This is a genomic window from Dyella dinghuensis (assembly GCF_003977615.1).
Lineage (GTDB): Bacteria > Pseudomonadota > Gammaproteobacteria > Xanthomonadales > Rhodanobacteraceae > Dyella_B > Dyella_B dinghuensis.
This window is the reverse complement of record NZ_RYZR01000003.1, coordinates 381,934-397,846: the sequence shown is the minus strand read 5'-3', so window position 1 is coordinate 397,846 and position 15,913 is coordinate 381,934. Positions and strand designations below refer to the sequence as shown.

Genomic DNA, 15,913 nt, shown 5'->3' with positions numbered 1-15,913 from the left:
CTGCTATGCGCAAGAAGCTGGTCGCGGGTAACTGGAAAATGCACGGCAGCCGCTCGATGGCCGAAGGGCTCGTGCAAGAGATCGTGGAGGGCATGCCGGCCGGTATCGACGTGCTGGTGTTCCCGCCGTTCCCCTACATTGCCGCACTCGCCGCTGCGCACGTCGGGTCTGGTCTGGGCTTCGGCGCCCAGGACGTGAGCGAGCATGAGGGGCAGGGCGCCTATACCGGCGAAGTCTCCGCAGCGATGATCGCGGACGTGGGGGCAAAGTGGACGCTGGTGGGGCACTCAGAGCGCCGCCACCTTCACCGCGAAAGCGACGAGCGTATCGCCCGTAAATTTGCTGCCGCGCGCGCAGCCGGCGTTACCCCCATTCTCTGCGTCGGCGAGACGCTGGAACAGCGCGAGGCAGGCGAAACCGAAGCCGTCATCGCCCGCCAATTGCAGGCCGTGCTGGCGCTGAACGGCGTCGCCAGTTTCGACACCGCCGTGATCGCCTATGAACCGGTCTGGGCCATTGGTACAGGCCGCACCGCGACGCCCCAGCAGGCGCAGGAGATGCACGCCTTCATCCGTAGCCAACTCGCGCCTGAGGATGCTATGATTGCCCGTCTGACCCGGCTGCTTTATGGCGGCAGCGTCAAGGCGGCCAATGCTGCAGAGCTCTTCGCGCAGCCGGACGTAGATGGTGGTTTGATCGGGGGCGCCTCACTCGTGGCAGCCGATTTCCTGGCCATTTGCAACGCCGCTCACTGAGCAACACCCGACCCTACGCGAGACACCATGTTCGTCATCTTCAGTGTGTTCTACATCCTGATCGCTGCGGCCATGATCGTGCTGATCCTTATGCAGCGCGGTGCTGGTGCAGATGCAGGTTCCGGCTTCGGCGCCGGCGCCTCTGCAACGGTCTTTGGCGCCCGCGGTTCGGCCAACTTCCTGTCGCGTTCCACCGCGGTGCTGGCGGCGCTGTTCTTTGCGCTCAGCCTCGCCATGGGCATCTACCTCAAGATGCACGGCGGCCAGATTCAGCCCAAAGCCGCCAATGCCGATCTCGGCGTGATGGCAAACCTTGGCAACAACGCCGCCAAGCCGCAAAATGCGCAGCCCGCAACCCCGGCTCAGCCCAATGCGGCCGTTCCGGCAGCAGCTCCCGCCGCTCCGGCAGCAGGCAACGGCGACGTGCCAGCCGCCCAACCGGCGCCGGGCTCGGCCAAGACGCAAGGTGACGTTCCGGCGGCAACGCCAGCACCCACCGGCAAGCACTAAAAACGAAAAAACACCTGCCCAGGTGGCGGAATTGGTAGACGCACTACCTTGAGGTGGTAGCGACGCAAGTCGTGGGGGTTCGAGTCCCCCCTTGGGCACCAACAGAAGTTTTCGCTGGTAGGCATGGCGAAAACGTAGAGAAACCCACCGAGAGGTGGGTTTTTTTATGGGCGGCAGAGTGCGTTGTAGAAAAAAGGGCTCTGACCCCTTTTCTCGTTTTCTCGCTTTTCTCGTGTCAGGCACCAGCGGTTATCTTCTGAAAAGGTCTGCTTCCGACCCAGCGCGGACCTCCAGCGCCGGTAATCGACGTCAGCTTTTGCGCTTGATTGTTAGCCGGACGTGGGGCGAGTAAAGCTTAAAGAGCACAGTGCTTTTTGGGCTGCATTCAGCAAATGTGGGTAGGTGTATAACCGGACCTGCACGTCCGTCTATTGGGTAGTTAGCCTCAGGGGAAAACATGGATCTCGATTTGCTCACCTCAGTGCTTGCAGCGGTGTTGAGCATGGTTGCGGGAGGCGTTGCTTCAACCGAATTCATCCAAAAAATCCTAAGGACTGTTCTCAAACGTCCCGAGCCGCGGAAATCGTACAGCGAGCAATTGAACGAACTTACCGAAGCTCTTTCTGCAGCCTCGAAGAAGGTCGACGCAATTCTCGCTGAAATGGCGCAGGTTGCTAGTCAGCGCGAGAAAACAGTCCAGGGGTTGGAGGCAAGCCTTTTGGAGTTGGAATCGAAAGAGAAAGACGCCAGGCAGAGAATCGAGCAACTCAAGAAAGTGCCGCTTCCAGCGGCGGAATACTTCGCCGAGCTCATAGAGGCGGGCGAAAAGCGCAGCGCGTGGAGAGATTATTGGCTCTTCGGTGCCGGCGTTGTTGTCAGCACAGTCATTGCAATCTGCCTTAAGCTTTTGGGGATTGGTTAATCGGGCTAACAATTCGTTCAAGGCGGACGGCTTCGCCGCCGCTTAACTCAGGCGTCAGGCGGCACATGGACTACATTGGAAAGCCGGAATCCAAATCTCCAAGTAACTGCTCCGACGCAGAGATTGCTGATTTTATGGTGCTCGTTCTCGCTGGTGGCGAAGTGACGCAGCAAGGCCTTGAGAATCGCGTTAGATCAGCCGTGCGGTTGAGCTTTCTCCGTGAAGGTGAAAGTCTTGTAGGTGTTGCCGCGCTCAAGCGGCCGAATAGCGAATACCGTTCGAGCGTCGCGTCAATGGCCGGTTTCGCGCTACCCAGCTCAAATTTCCCCTACGAGCTTGGCTGGGTGTTCATTCTGCCTAGCGCTAGAGGTAAAAAGTACTCGTTGCTTATTTCAAAAGCTCTTCTTGCTTCTGCCGGCACTGAAGGTGTCTTTGCCACCTCCCGCGCTGACAATCCTTTGATGCATCGCACTCTTGGGAAACTTGGTTTTTCGAGTTCAGGCAACGCGTACTCTTCACGACGCGGCGGGTACAAGCTTCAACTATTCGTACGTGAGCCGCCTATTGGATATTTTCTCACCATCGATGGATAAGAAAAATTTGGGGGCGTAATGCTTCGGCTATCTAGCTGCAATTTCGAAGGCTTGAAAGGCTTTGAAAAACTTGAACTCACTGATTTGAAACGAGTGACCACGTTAATAGGCCCTAATGGAAGTGGAAAGAGTACGACTCTTCGCGCAATCCGTCTCGCCTTCGAGATTCTTAAAAAAAGAACTTGCTGCGACGAGCTTCCGGACCACGAAGATTGGTACCGGTTCTCCAAAGCGACACTCTCGTTCACTTACGATGAGCCCGCTTTCGGAAAGCTGGTTACAGATATCTTTTCAGGAGAAGAAGGACCGATCACCGTAGTCATTACGTGTGACGAAAAGACATCATTAATTGAATCGCTTACTGTCCGTGGCGTTTCAATGTCTTCGCCGCAATCCATTCCTACGAAGACTAACCTAAGTAAGGTTGAATCGGAGATAAGTCAAATAGAAGATGAGATAAAGAAAAACCAAGCCAGCATTCAGCAAAACCAACAAGCACAGCATATGATCAGCCAAGTCCAGGCATGGAGGGCGAACGCAACAACTCTTCAGAGCAATTTGGAGAGTGCGAAATCGCGGTTTAATGAATTTAATAAACTTGAATTTGAATTCAGTGATTTACGGCCAAGTCGTGAGTTGACGCGCGAACAGGCTGATCTTCTTCTTGGAGAAATTGGCTTTCCGATGTTTCGATACATTGGTACTGACGCAAATCACAATGATCGTATCCAAGGACTAGTCGATCATTTATTTGTTCAGAAGTCATCCCAGCGAAAAGAGTTCGATAAATACTTAGATGCTATAGAGAAGCTTAAGCACGTCCTTCAAGCGCAAGTCGATGTTTACCAAAGACATGGTAAAAATTTCCTAACCGTCAACGACATAGAGTATCGAAAAGCATCAGCGGGAACTTTAGTTGCGTTGTCGTTCTATGGCGTCACAAGGCTTGATGAAAGTAATTGCGTTGTTCTGTGGGACGAACCCGAAAATGGTTTGCATCCGACCCGCAGACACAGGTTGCTTGAATTGATGTTTGAGGATTCGAGACAATTCATCGTAGCGAGTCACGCTCCGGAATTTGCCCCGGTTTTCAATAACGACGGGCGAGTATTTCGCTGCACGTCCGCTTTCGACGATGCAAATGTCAAATTGTATGCAGAACGTATCGCCAATCGGCGCGATGCGTTCGACGCTCTCGAAATCCTAGGTGTTCATCCGGCCAGGACGCTTTTCACGGCCAATGTCGTAATCTGGGTGGAAGGACCTACTGAGCTTTTGTTCTATCGACATTGGCTTACGCCGCGTTTGAGCAGCCACAATTTGCATGAAGGATTTCATTACACGTACATGCAATATGGCGGAGCTCTTATCAACTACTTGTCTGTTGCAGATCATGATCAATTTGAGTCGACTTTTGATCTGTTAAGCGTTTGCCGACACCCAATTGTTTTGGTTGATTGGGATCGCGACTCTGGCCCCGGCGCCACTCCGATTCGTGAATTGTTGAAAACAGGCGCGCAAAAAATGCACGATGGAATCGCATCGATGAACAAAGATCGGGCGGAAGCAGGTTGCTTCCTGATTACGCAAGGCAGAGAGGTTGAAAACTATCTACCAAATGCTTCCATCAAACACGCCATGATATCGGTCTGGAAGTCGTCGAAGGACCATCACCAAAAGCTAGGGTCGACTGACTTCGATGTTGGTCAGTACGAATCCTTTGATGAGGTGTTAGATGAATACCTGGTGTCTCAAAGTATTACGAGCGCAGATGGAAAATCACTTGGTAAGAGTTTGTGGACAAACAAAGTTGCCATAATGCAAAGCGCACTCGAATTTCCTGGTCTAAAAGAAGAAGATTTGCGCTGGAAGTGCGTTGAGCACTTACGGGAAATTGAGCAATTTGTTCTTAAGAAAAGCCGGCCCTAGGTAAAACTGGATTCAGAGTGCACTTTCTGTCGTATCGCAGGGTTCAAAACAGGAAATGCACTCTGACCTCTGTTTTTGACCCCTGTTTTTGAAGTTTGTGTGCGTTGCCGAAGTGGGACGCTTATCACCTCATCCGAGGTTGCTTGCGTCAACGGTAATTTGTTGGGTTACGCTGCGCCAACCCATGACCAGCTGAGCGCAAAAGGACGTCTGCCATGAACCTTCGTTTATTCGTCTTCGCTGCCGCCGCGCTAGGGTGTGCATGGAGCTGTAGCGCGGCCGATCAAAACACCCAGGTGATGGATCCGGTGCTGCGTTTTTTCGAGGCCCTTAGCAAACAGGACAGGACCGGCTTGCTGGCCGTGGTCGCGCCGAATATCGAAATCACGAGCATGCACGAAAATGAATTGCATCGACTGAGTATTGAAAAGCTGGCCGATGCCATAGCGGCACACAAAAGTGGCCCCATCGCCGAACACATCCATGATCCACAGGTACACGTCGACCAGAACCTCGCGGTCGTGTGGGCGTCTTACACGTTCACCATCAATGGCCGCGTGGATCATTGCGGGACAGACGTGATCACTCTGGGCAAGCTTCAGGATCGCTGGGTCATCATTGGCTTGTCCGACAACGAGAGAAAAGAAAGTTGTCAGTGAGTTAAAAAAAGGGCGGAGGTAGTTAAGTACGATTTGCTCAATTACCTCCGTCCCCTTTTTCCGCAATGACACCAAGCGGTAAGACGATCTCGGGGGCGACATGAAAGCTTATCTTTACCGCTGGGCAACTACGCACATTGGGGCGTGCGCTATTGGAATCTTGATTGGTTGCGCAGTTTTTCATTTACCGCAATTCGCCTGTGGTCCGTTCCGCACTGAACAATTCCCTATCTGGCTTGCGGGGATTGGTGGCATTGCTGCGGCTATCGCCACCTTTCAAGCAGCGTGGGCCGCGCTCCACTCTGCTTCCATAGAGCGCACCGATAAAGTAAGGGAACTCAAGCTTAAGCAACAAGCTATAGCTTCGGCTTACCTCAATCCGATCTACGTCTTGGCATCTAACGGCGAGGCTTGGAAGATACTCGCAAAAGACTCAAGAATTACTCTCTACAACTTAGCCAGACGCTTGGCTATTTACGACACGTCGATGCTCGATTCGCTTCTCTCGAAAATAGATATTTTTGACGCCAACGAGGCTAGGATTTTTGGTCAGGCATACACGATGATTAACTTTCTATCGCTTCAAGCCAAAGCCATTTATGAAGAAATTCCAAAATGGCCAGATCCTAAGAAACAACAGCAGAGAGATTTCTTGGTGTCGGAACTAACGGATTTAGCTGACTATGCTAGGCATGCGTGGCTTGCCTTCAATAAGCTCGGCGAAGATCAGCCGCCGCTTAAGGATCCTGTAGTTCACGGACAGGAATACGCAGCACGTGAACTGTCTGCTACGACTTGATGAGAACTGGGGTCAGGTTAACTCTCCAAGTGTGCCGCGCCAATCTGTCATTCCCGCGAAGGCGGGAAACACTTTACAACGGCGCATGCCGGTCATCCGGTGTCTTTGCATATCAAGGTTAGAAATCGCGAACCGATGCAGCAGTCAAAGCACAGCCAATCAGCTTTCCCGTCAACACCAATCCGCGTCCCCTGACAGATGATCGCGTCGCATTTATGCGATGGTGCTTTCGTCGGGCGTGCCCATCCGAGCTTGATGAGCACGACACGCCCGACATGAGTGAAGTAGCGCGGATCGCCTGGGCTGGCACCCAAACGATCCGCTGGCCACAACCAACTACGGAAAAGTTGACCATGGTTATGCTCGATCATACGGCACGCACGCACATGCGTGCTCCCACCAAGCCGATATTTGTCCTGCTTCACCGCCGCTCATACTGCGCGGCGTCGAGCGATAGTGGGCAAACGTAGAAAACGAAATCAGAAAGTCCCATTTCTACGTGCAGGGTTTTTCCTGCAAGCCCTTCGCGCCACGCGCAATACGTGGCGCGACCTAACGTGATGGAAAACGTCCATGAATCAGAAACCCCACGAGCTGTTCCACCCGGCAAGCTTCGTGCTATCCCGCGATCACTACGACGAACTGTGCACGATTCGCGACAAGCTTCTGCTGATGGCACAACTCGCCGGCACCGCCACATCCAATGGCGATCACGACACGTTGCTTTTCATTCGCCGCAGCCTGATCGGCCAACTCTTCGGCGACCTGAGTTTTCAGATTGATGATGTATTGGAGGATGTCGCCAAGACCATGCCGTGCATGGATCACGTACAAGCGCATTGATTGACGATAAACAGTGAAATACGGATCAGGGTGCACCTTCTGTTTTGATATGCGATAGAAAGTGCGCTCCGCCCCTCTGCTTTTTTTAATGCGCGAGCGGTTGCCGTTTATACAGCGCGCGATGGGCCTCGGATAAACACGCTCCACGCTAGAAAAGCGATGCCGATGATGGATAGGCATGTGGTGGGTGGCCACCACAAATAGAAAACGCGAAGCAATACCACGCATACGGTGAGTGCCACCAGCGCCGAAAGCAGCAGCAATTGCCAGTTGCGTCGTAGCCCGGGCAATCCGTACAACAACAGCGGGATGACGAGTGCGACGCTCGCCACCACAAGTTGTGCGATGAAGTTGAGCGGCGTGACCAGCAGGCCGCGATGCAGGGATTCCAGCACGTTGGCTTGGTATTCCACGCCGGGCATTGGCGAATCGGGCGTCTGCAGAATATCGCCCAGGCCTTCCGCTGTTGCACCGATCAACACCCAGCGTCCTTTGAGCAAGGAAGCGGGAACGTTGCCGTTGAGAACATCGGTGAAGGATAGACGGCCGAACGTGCCGTCCCCGCCCGCGTAGCGCAGCAGGACATAATTGTCGCGCATCCAAAGATACGGCGAAGCATCATTGTCCAGCGGATCGCGCAGTCCGGGCAGGGCGGTAGGTGCGGTGTGATCGAGTTGTTGCAGCGCCAACGCCAGTGACGGCCAATATGCGCTGCCCAGGCCGGCTTTCAGATACGCGCCACGAACGATTTCATCCGAATCCTTGGCGACATCGACCTGGCCGAGCGCGGCAACGTTTTGCGCAATCGGCGGCACCGGCAGTGCTTCCTGCAATGCGCCGCCTAAGGCAACCGCTTCGGCGAACACCGGCATCACGACCTTGCCGTTGCGACGCATGGCATCGGCGAGCAGTTGATCGTTGTGCGGGTTGTCGGACTCGGGTGTGGACATGGTCACGTCCATGCCGATGCCGCGCACGCCATCGGCGGTCAGACGGTCGATGACTTGCGCGTACACGGAGCGCGGCCAAGGGAAGCGACCCACTGCATCGAGGCTCTTGGCGTCGATGGCTATGATGACGACGTCGTCATCTGGCGTGTAACGCCAGATGCGTGCGTGCAGATCGTAGATCGCGTTGTCGACGGGTGTTGTCACACCGCTGATCAGCAACAAGACGAGCAGGCCGGTGGCGGCCATCCACATCATGCTGCGCACGAGCCACGCGAAGGCGCTGTTGGGCATCAGCGCCTCGCGATCCGCGATGGATGGGGGCAGCAGGAATGGTTGTCGGTAACCCTCATGCCATCCTTATAGCAAGATCCACAACACCACGGCGCCACCGCCTGCGACGGCGGCGATGCGGCAGGAGATGCAGGCGATGTGGATCTTCTGCACTTCGCCCCAGGGGCCTGCATAGCCGTCCGTATCGATGGTCTGCACGCGCACGAACCACGTGCCGGAACCGGGCTTTTGGATTTGCAGGACAGGTTGATCCAGCGTCTGATCCACTTGCGGATGCGTAAAGTGGGAATCGCGATCCAACTGGATGTGATAACGCTGACCGGGTGTGCCTGTCTGCCAGCCCAGGCTCACCTGATGATGTGATGACGTCGATTTGCCAACCTCCGGCGCAGGCGGTTGCGGCACCAGATCGAAGGGCATGGGATCGCTGAAAGGCCCTTGTTTTCCGTTGCTGTCGCGACTGGCAATGCGCCAGTAATAGCGGCCGTATGGTAACGCTTGCGAGGCGCGCACGTTGTCGCCGGTGACTTTCGTTTCCGAATCCAGCAACTGGGTGAATTGCGTATCGCTGGCGAGCTGCCACACATACGAAATGGCCTGCAGGTTTTCGGTCCAGCGGAAACGTGGACGCGTATCGCGCACCTTGCTGCCAGGCAGCGGTTCCATCACCAGCGGCGGTTGCGGATGGCCGCTGATGTGCAGCACGCAGATGCTGTCCTCGCCTTCGAGTTTACTGGCGTCGATACCACGCACACGCACGGCGTAATCGCTATCCGGTACATCGGGCAACGCCGCTTGCGGCGAGCTGGTGATGTGATCGAGCAGCAAGGCTTCGAAGCGATCGTTGACGGCCATCTGCACGCGATAGTTTGTCGCGCCAGCGAGCGGCGCCCACGCAAAGGCATAGGGCAGTTGATTGATCGGTTGCGCGGGGCAGTGCAGGTCGGGCGCGGCGAGTAGCGGTTGTGCCTGTGTCGGGCGCGAACCGTTGGCAACGGCGACGCCGAGTCCTTTCTGCACGAGTACGCCCGCGTGATCACCCGCGACTTCGACGCGTCCGGTGATTACTTCCGTTTGCGACGTATCGGCATCCGCCGCCACGCGGAAATGCGTGCCGCGCACGCTTGAGACCGTGCCGGGTGTTTCCACGCTGAAATGCGCGGCGGCGCCGGTCATTGGTGTCACCGCGCTGGACACACGGCCGTGTTGCAGGCGCAGCCTTGTATCCACCATGCCGGTGCGTCCGTATGCTCTCATCTGATCGAGATCGAGCTCGCTGTTGTCCTGCATCAGCACGCGCGAGCCGTCGGCGAATTGCAGGGATAGGCTGGCGTTGGCGTCGGTGTTCAAGTGCGCGCCGTAGGCCAGCGTCATGCCCGTCGTTACGGGAACGGATTGCGTCTGGCCGGGCAGTTGTACGTGCGCGTTGCCGATCACCGCAATCACTTGCGCGTTGGCTGGTTGCACGCGCAACCATTCGATCGGCACATGCAGTGTCATGCCGGGCGGGAGGTGATACGGATCGGCGACCTTGTTGTAGTCCTGCAGCTTCTGCCACGGCACGTCGGGCTTCAGATAGCGGCTGGACAGATCCCAGATGTTGTCGTGCAGGCGAACGCGATAGGTCCAGTCCGCAGCCGAAACCATCGGCATGATCGACAAGATGAAAAGCATGAGGGCAAGCCGCTGCCATAGCAGCTTGTTCCGGGTGGGATGCATGGTGTTTCCCCCTGAAATCCCGTGCGGTGCGGAAACCGCACTAGCGAGACGCCCCCTACGTCACGGATCGATCGTCGACAGGTGACCTTGGTCCGGGGGTCAGCCAGTGTGGATCGAATGGATTGGGGCTAATTTTGATGCAGTTGCAGCACAAATACCAATGCGGCTGAAAGAGGGCCGCGGCGTTGATTCACGAAGCGGTGGTTTCTTGCGCCAACCTGACCAGGACGTTTCGCAGGTTTTTGAGATAGGCGGGCATCTCGCGAAGCGCTTGAGCGGCATCGTCACTGCTCAAACGTTCCAGCCAGGCGCGTCCATCGGCGATCACCCGGTCAGCGGTGAACAGTTGCAGCGCGCCCAGCAAGCGATGCAGCGCCTGCGTCGCTTGACGGCTGTCGCCATCGGCCACGGCTTGTTCGAGTTTGCGCAGGTCCGTATCGCCGGTCTGGACCAGCATCCGCAGCATCTCGGCGCGCATTTCCTGCATGCCGGGTTCGGCGAAGACGTCGTCGTGGTTCGGTGCCGTTGCCGGGTCTGTTGTGGCACGGGGCATCCACGACAGGATCTTTTCCTCGAGCTGGCGCAGTTGCACGGGCTTGCTCAGATGATCGTCCATGCCTGCTTCGCGGCAGCGTTCGATCTCGCCGTCGAGGGCGTTGGCCGTCATCGCGATGATTGGCAGGCGAGTGTGGCGGCGACCTTCTGATTCATGCAGGCGCCACGCCTTCGCCAACTCGTAACCGTTCATCAGCGGCATGTGGCAATCGGTCATGAGCATCGCGTACTCGCCAGCGCAGAGCGCGTCGTATGCGGCGCGGCCATCCGCGACGACATCGCAGGACCAGCCCAGCAGGTCGAGTTGGCGGCGTATCAACGATTGGCTGATGGGGTGGTCTTCTGCGACGAGAATGCGTCCGGTTTTGGGTGCGGGAGCGGCGATATTCGCAACAGCATCGATTGCCGTCGCAGGCAATCTGTCGTGCGTTGCGGCGCTGAGCGGCCTGAGCGCTTGCAGACAAACCCGCACGACGGCTTGCCATTTCAGCGGATTGGCATTGAGCCAGATGCGTTCGTCGTCGAGGTGACCGCTTGGGCTGCCCGCTTGCGTGTCGACCAGAATCGCTTGTGCCGCGATAAGCCCCGCGCTTTGCGAATCATCAGGATCAATGAACAGCACGTTGGCCGCAATGCCGCGCCGCATCGGTTGCTCCGGCGGTATCTGTTCGACAGTGAAACCCAGTGCGGTCAAATGCGCGGCCAGTGCGTTGGCGGTATCGATGGCTTTCAGTCGCACGATCGCGTGCCGGCCGGCGAATTCGGTGGCCTGTTCGATATCGCGCTGGGCGATCGGCAGGCGCAACTCGATCACCACCTTGGTGCCTTCGCCCAGGCGGCTGCTCAGTTCGATGCTGCCGTCCATCAATTGCACCAGATGGCGGCAGATCGCGAGGCCAAGGCCAGTGCCGCCGTAGCGGCGCGTGGTCCACGACTCGGCTTGCGAGAACGGCGTAAAGAGATTGGCTTGTTTGTCGGCGGCGATGCCGATGCCGGTATCCGTGACGCTCAAGCGTAGGCGCTGGAAATGACCGTCGTCACCGACGACACGCAGACTCACCGCCACGCCGCCACGCTCCGTGAACTTGCTGGCGTTGTTCAGCAGATTGAGCAGGATCTGCCGTATGCGCACACTGTCGCCCAGCAGCTTTCCGGCCAGTGCCGCGTCGGCGCCGACGTCGATCTGCAACCCTTTCTTGTGCATCGAGCCGGTCATCATGCCGACCACGTTGTCGACCAGCGTGCGCAGATCGAACGGCGCATCGTCCAGACGAAGATTGCCCGCTTCGAGTTTGGAAAAATCCAACACATCGTTCAGCACCTGCATCAGCACACCGGCCGAATCTTCGACCGCGTGCACCAGTTCGTGCTGCTCTGAATCGAGCGGCGTGCGGCCCAGCAATTCGAGCATGCCGATCACGCCGTTCATCGGCGTGCGGATTTCGTGGCTCATGGTGGCAAGAAAATCCGCCTTGGCCTTGGAGGCGCGTTCGGCTGCGTCGCGCGCAGCCACCAGTGCTTCGTTGTGCGCATTGATGCTGGTGGTGTCGATGAAATAGCCGATCCACTCTACGCCGTGGTCGGGCAGACGGCGCGCGCCCATCACGAGATGGATCCAGCGCAACCCATCGGCGCCATACGCGCGGAAATCCAGCGTCGAGGTGCGCATATGCCGCCTGGCGTGCTGCAGCTGCCGCCGCAATGCGGGGGCATCTTCGGCATGCACGCGATCATGGAACGGCCAATCGCGCAGTACGTCGCCCGTTTCAACCAGGTCCGATGTTTCCAGGCCAAACAGCGCGTGCAGGTTGCCGGCGATGAAGGCCAATCGCTGCAAACGGTCGTTGCCGCGGCGTACCGCAAAAACCACCACCGGAATGCGCCGCGTGATATCGCGCAGACTTTGCTCGGTGGCGCGGGCCTGGAGTTCTATCTGGCGATATTCGGTGATGTCGAGCAAGACGCCGGCCGTGCCGGTGAGGGCGCCGTTCGCTGCGTGGGTGGGTGATTCGAGGAATAGCCCGGTGCGCTGTTGGCCATCGGCACTGAGGTAGTCGAGTTCGCAGCGTTGTACCTTGTCGTCGCGCAAGGCGTCCAACCCCAGCTGATGCAGGCGTTGCATGACCGGCGTGCCGTCAGCCAGCGGAAGCCAGCGATGCGTATCCAGCCCCAAGCTTGTCTGTCCGATGGCCTGCGCCGTCGCAATGCCCAGCCTGCGATCGCACGCGGTGTTGAGCGCGCGATAGGTCGAGGTGGTGTCCTTGATCAGGATGGGAAACGGAATCGCGTCCAGCATCGCCTGCATCGCGGTTGCCTGCTGGTGCAAGGCCTGCTCGGCCTGCGCCAGTTTTTGGCGTTGCAGAAAGGCCATGCGAAGAATCAGCAACGCCAGCAGCGCGGTAAGGCTCAGCAAACCGGCAAGCACCGCCACGGTGACGGAAACGGACAGCGGGCCAGCATCGAACCAGCCCGTTTCTGCGGCACGAATGATGATGGCTAGGTGCACGACAATGGTTCGATCAAGTCAGCCGGATGCGTGGAAAGACCGCCTCGGCAATTGGGCGGCCACGCCGTTCATCATGCCTGTTTGACGCGCAAGATCAATCGATGCGCGAAATCACTGGAATGCAGCGCGTTTGGGTAGACTCTGGCCAAACAGGGGGCGCGATGCGTGCCGCCGGTTCTGGAGTCTGTAGCGACCTTGGCCATATCACACAGCAATCCGACCACCCGGATCGTCATCGCCGATGATCATCCCGTCGTGATGCTCGGCGTTCAGGCCTTGCTGAAGGGCCGCGGCAATATGGAAGTGGTGGGTGAGGCGAGCAGTGGTGCCGAATTGGTAGCCCTGCTTGCATCCACGCCCTGCGATTTGCTGATCACCGATTTTTCGATGCCCTACGAAGACGATGCCGGCGACGGCCTCTTGCTGCTGCGCAGGTTGCGTCGCGATCACCCGGCGTTGCCGATCATCGTGCTCACCATGGTGCATAACCCCGCATTGGTTCGCGGCATGCTGGCCGCGGGCGTCAATGGCATGGTCGGCAAGGTCGCGATGATGAAAGAGCTGCTGCTGGCGATCGGCGCGGTAATGAATGGGCGCATGTACATCTGCGAGAGCATGCGCGAGGACGTCGGCGACCGCGTGATCTCACGCACGCAGGCCGACGCGTCCCAGCCGGCGGCGAGCAACGATCCGGCGATCCTGTCTCAGCGTGAGGCCGAAGTGGTGCGGCTGTATGCGCAGGGGCTTACCGTTACGCAGATTGCCGAACACGTTCACCGCAGCGTCAAGACGGTCAGCCAGCAGAAGAACGATGCGATGCGCAAGCTTGGCATCACCAGCAATACCCAGCTATTCGAATACGCGCGGGCGTACGGATTGTTGTAGCGACTGTGCGGGTTACCGCGTGGCGCGACACCTCGCTTCATCATCGGTTTCCCCTGCAAAGCCGGTGCCTGGTGCATGCCAGGATGATGCGGCACCGAATTTTTAGGAATCGTCCGATACAGACGCCCCTCGCCGGGTCGCATTCTGCTTACCCATGAAGCGGTGTTTATCGGCGGTGTTTCGGGCGATTCGTCCGTTCCCAAAAGATGTTCATCCGGGTCTTCCCGTACGCCTATGGAAGGGTGTGTGTCGGCGAGTCTACGTCGGCAGCAGGCATGCAGCCCCCCTGTGTGACATGCCTGTTGGGATTCAGTTGTAGAAAGGGATCGGGCGTGAAGTGCCAGGACGCGGTGTGTCTATGCACATGGAAGTGACCAAGCGATGTACGCGCATTGCTTTGCATAAGCAGCATGGAAGACATGACCAAGACCGCCTCGGCGCGCAGCCCGGGCGGTCTTGGTCATGTCGCTCATCCGATGTGCCGAAGACCTTCGTTATGGTCGAGCCGTGGGTGTGATCGGCGGCGTAGTACGGCAAGGAGGTTGTAAATCCATGGCCCATGCAGCGACGCAAGCATTACGCGAGCGCATTGCACTGAAGCAAAGCCGCAGTGACAGCGTTACGAAGTTATCGCACATCACGAGACGTCCGATGTTTCCCGTACAGACCAAAGAGGGACTCGACCGGCTGCAGCAACTGATTCGCACTCATCCCGAATGGCGCTGGCAGGTCGACAAACAGTATCGCTACACCGACGTCGCGCAGAGTCTGCTGGCTTTGCTTGGCCGCGAACGCGATGACGTTCTGGGCAAGCACGTCGTCGACTTCATGACGCCGGAGGAAGCAGCACGCGTTTCCCGTCTGCTTCACGCGAAGGCGGGCTTGCCGTATTCCGGCGCGATCTCGCACCACCTGCGGCCGGACGGCACCACGGTGGCGATCGAATCGTGCGCCGTGCCCATGCACGACGACAACGGCGCGCTGCAGGGTTACTACGGCATCGCACACGCCGTGGCGCATTTCGATCCGATGGAGAGCGAAAGCGTGTATCGAATGAAAGCGATCTACGACACAGCGCCGGCTGCGCTATGCCTGGTCGGGCGCGATGGACGTTACCTTGCGGCCAACACCGCGTACGCATCGATCTACGGTCTGTCATCCGAAGCCTTGGTCGGGCGAAAAATGGAAGAACTCCAGCCCGGTGCGGCGGATTTCATCCGAAAAGATCTCAAATGCATGGATGCTGGTGTGGATGTGCCGGCGCACGAGATCATCTATCGCAGCAAGGTGTATCAGGTGTCGGTCAAGCCGTTGCTCAACCTGATGGGGCAGGTGACCGGTATTACGACGGCACTGATGGATATCACCGAACGCAAACGTGCGGAACAGGCGCTGGCCGAGACCAATCGGCAACTCGAGCACTACGCCATGCACGACTATCTGACGGGCCTGGCGAATCGTCGTCATGTCGATAGCATGCTGGTCGAAGAAGTCGGGCGCGCCGTACGCGACCGGCATCCGCTATCGCTGCTGATGGTCGATGTGGATTTCTTCAAGCGCTACAACGACCGCTACGGTCACCTGGTTGGCGACGAGTGCCTGCGCACGGTCGCGGCGCAGCTGAAGAGCGTGCTGCATCGGCATGGCGATTTCGTGGGGCGTTACGGTGGCGAGGAGTTCGTCGCCATCCTGCCGGGTACCGATGTGGTCGGTGCGGTGAAGATCGCCGAGTCGGTGCTTGAAGCAACCGCTGACATGAATATGCCGCATCCGGAAAGCGAGTACGGACGGGTCACACTCAGTATCGGCGTGGCGACGCTCGATCCATTCTCCGCGTCATGGGGACTGCTCGCCGACGCCGAAGCGCTCTTGTACGTCGCCGACCAGGCGCTTTATGCCGCCAAGCTTGCGGGCCGCAACACCGTCTACAGCCATTCGGTGGAAGGGGCGCTGTTCAATGCTTAATGCGATCGCAGGTGATCCGCACAGATACATGC

At 57.7% G+C, this 15,913-nt stretch carries 13 protein-coding genes and 1 tRNA gene; 11 read left to right on the top strand and 3 right to left on the bottom strand.

Annotation, left to right across the window (positions count from 1 at the left end; all coding sequences use genetic code 11):
• Positions 1 to 5: 5 nt before the first annotated feature.
• The 9 genes from tpiA (at position 6) to EKH79_RS04765 (ending at position 7,010) form a co-directional block, all read left to right on the top strand.
• Positions 6 to 755, top strand: coding sequence for a triose-phosphate isomerase (gene tpiA / locus EKH79_RS04805; RefSeq protein ID WP_126672644.1), 750 nt, complete (start codon positions 6 to 8; stop codon positions 753 to 755).
• Positions 756 to 782: 27 nt separating this feature from the next.
• The gene (gene secG / locus EKH79_RS04800) at positions 783 to 1,265 is read left to right on the top strand and encodes a preprotein translocase subunit SecG (protein WP_126672643.1); all 483 of its coding nucleotides are present in this window, start codon (positions 783 to 785) and stop codon (positions 1,263 to 1,265) included.
• A 16-nt stretch (positions 1,266 to 1,281) separates the two neighbouring features.
• Positions 1,282 to 1,366: transfer RNA gene (locus tag EKH79_RS04795), tRNA-Leu, on the top strand.
• Positions 1,367 to 1,722: 356 nt separating this feature from the next.
• A complete protein-coding gene (locus EKH79_RS04790; protein WP_126672642.1) occupies positions 1,723 to 2,187 on the top strand; it encodes a hypothetical protein in 465 nt (154 codons plus the stop codon).
• A gap of 65 nt (positions 2,188 to 2,252) precedes the next feature.
• Positions 2,253 to 2,780 carry a GNAT family N-acetyltransferase gene (locus EKH79_RS04785; protein WP_126672641.1) on the top strand — a complete coding sequence of 176 codons (528 nt, stop codon included), beginning with the start codon at positions 2,253 to 2,255 and terminating at the stop codon, positions 2,778 to 2,780.
• Positions 2,781 to 2,798: 18 nt separating this feature from the next.
• On the top strand, positions 2,799 to 4,709 hold the full coding sequence (locus EKH79_RS04780) for an ATP-dependent nuclease (RefSeq protein WP_126672640.1): 1,911 nt from the start codon (positions 2,799 to 2,801) through the stop codon (positions 4,707 to 4,709).
• A 215-nt stretch (positions 4,710 to 4,924) separates the two neighbouring features.
• A complete protein-coding gene (locus tag EKH79_RS04775; protein WP_126672639.1) occupies positions 4,925 to 5,368 on the top strand; it encodes a nuclear transport factor 2 family protein in 444 nt (147 codons plus the stop codon).
• A 100-nt stretch (positions 5,369 to 5,468) separates the two neighbouring features.
• On the top strand, positions 5,469 to 6,167 hold the full coding sequence (locus tag EKH79_RS04770) for a hypothetical protein (RefSeq protein ID WP_126672638.1): 699 nt from the start codon (positions 5,469 to 5,471) through the stop codon (positions 6,165 to 6,167).
• A 573-nt stretch (positions 6,168 to 6,740) separates the two neighbouring features.
• Positions 6,741 to 7,010 (top strand): XAC0095 family protein, encoded by a 270-nt coding sequence (locus tag EKH79_RS04765; RefSeq protein WP_126672637.1) that lies wholly within the window; start codon positions 6,741 to 6,743, stop codon positions 7,008 to 7,010.
• Between the two features lie 107 nt (positions 7,011 to 7,117).
• Here EKH79_RS04765 and EKH79_RS04760 read toward each other — a convergent pair whose 3' ends face one another.
• The 3 genes from EKH79_RS04760 to EKH79_RS04750 all read right to left on the bottom strand — a co-directional run bounded on the left by EKH79_RS04760 (position 7,118) and on the right by EKH79_RS04750 (position 13,031).
• Positions 7,118 to 8,251, bottom strand: a complete 1,134-nt coding sequence (locus tag EKH79_RS04760; protein ID WP_233590189.1) for a CHASE2 domain-containing protein — start codon at positions 8,249 to 8,251, stop codon at positions 7,118 to 7,120.
• A gap of 66 nt (positions 8,252 to 8,317) precedes the next feature.
• Entirely contained in the window at positions 8,318 to 9,970 is a 1,653-nt protein-coding gene (locus tag EKH79_RS04755) for a FecR family protein (protein WP_126672636.1), read from the bottom strand.
• Positions 9,971 to 10,160: 190 nt separating this feature from the next.
• Positions 10,161 to 13,031 (bottom strand): hybrid sensor histidine kinase/response regulator, encoded by a 2,871-nt coding sequence (locus EKH79_RS04750; protein WP_233590187.1) that lies wholly within the window; start codon positions 13,029 to 13,031, stop codon positions 10,161 to 10,163.
• Between the two features lie 165 nt (positions 13,032 to 13,196).
• Between EKH79_RS04750 and EKH79_RS04745 the strand changes: the two genes are divergently transcribed.
• A complete protein-coding gene (locus tag EKH79_RS04745; protein ID WP_233590185.1) occupies positions 13,197 to 13,916 on the top strand; it encodes a response regulator in 720 nt (239 codons plus the stop codon).
• 552 nt (positions 13,917 to 14,468) lie between these two features.
• Complete coding sequence (locus EKH79_RS04740; protein WP_158621201.1) at positions 14,469 to 15,881, top strand: sensor domain-containing diguanylate cyclase; 1,413 nt, start codon at positions 14,469 to 14,471, stop codon at positions 15,879 to 15,881.
• Positions 15,882 to 15,913: the final 32 nt, after the last annotated feature.

Excerpts from the sequence above, each read along its gene's own strand:
- tpiA (WP_126672644.1), top strand. The coding sequence starts at position 6 with ATGCGCAAGAAGCTGGTCGCGGGTAACTGGAAAATGCACGGCAGCCGC.
- secG (WP_126672643.1), top strand. The coding sequence starts at position 783 with ATGTTCGTCATCTTCAGTGTGTTCTACATCCTGATCGCTGCGGCCATG.
- EKH79_RS04790 (WP_126672642.1), top strand. The coding sequence starts at position 1,723 with ATGGATCTCGATTTGCTCACCTCAGTGCTTGCAGCGGTGTTGAGCATG.
- EKH79_RS04785 (WP_126672641.1), top strand. The coding sequence starts at position 2,253 with ATGGACTACATTGGAAAGCCGGAATCCAAATCTCCAAGTAACTGCTCC.
- EKH79_RS04780 (WP_126672640.1), top strand. The coding sequence starts at position 2,799 with ATGCTTCGGCTATCTAGCTGCAATTTCGAAGGCTTGAAAGGCTTTGAA.
- EKH79_RS04775 (WP_126672639.1), top strand. The coding sequence starts at position 4,925 with ATGAACCTTCGTTTATTCGTCTTCGCTGCCGCCGCGCTAGGGTGTGCA.
- EKH79_RS04770 (WP_126672638.1), top strand. The coding sequence starts at position 5,469 with ATGAAAGCTTATCTTTACCGCTGGGCAACTACGCACATTGGGGCGTGC.
- EKH79_RS04765 (WP_126672637.1), top strand. The coding sequence starts at position 6,741 with ATGAATCAGAAACCCCACGAGCTGTTCCACCCGGCAAGCTTCGTGCTA.
- EKH79_RS04760 (WP_233590189.1), bottom strand. The coding sequence starts at position 8,251 with ATGCCCAACAGCGCCTTCGCGTGGCTCGTGCGCAGCATGATGTGGATG.
- EKH79_RS04755 (WP_126672636.1), bottom strand. The coding sequence starts at position 9,970 with ATGCATCCCACCCGGAACAAGCTGCTATGGCAGCGGCTTGCCCTCATG.
- EKH79_RS04740 (WP_158621201.1), top strand. The coding sequence starts at position 14,469 with ATGGCCCATGCAGCGACGCAAGCATTACGCGAGCGCATTGCACTGAAG.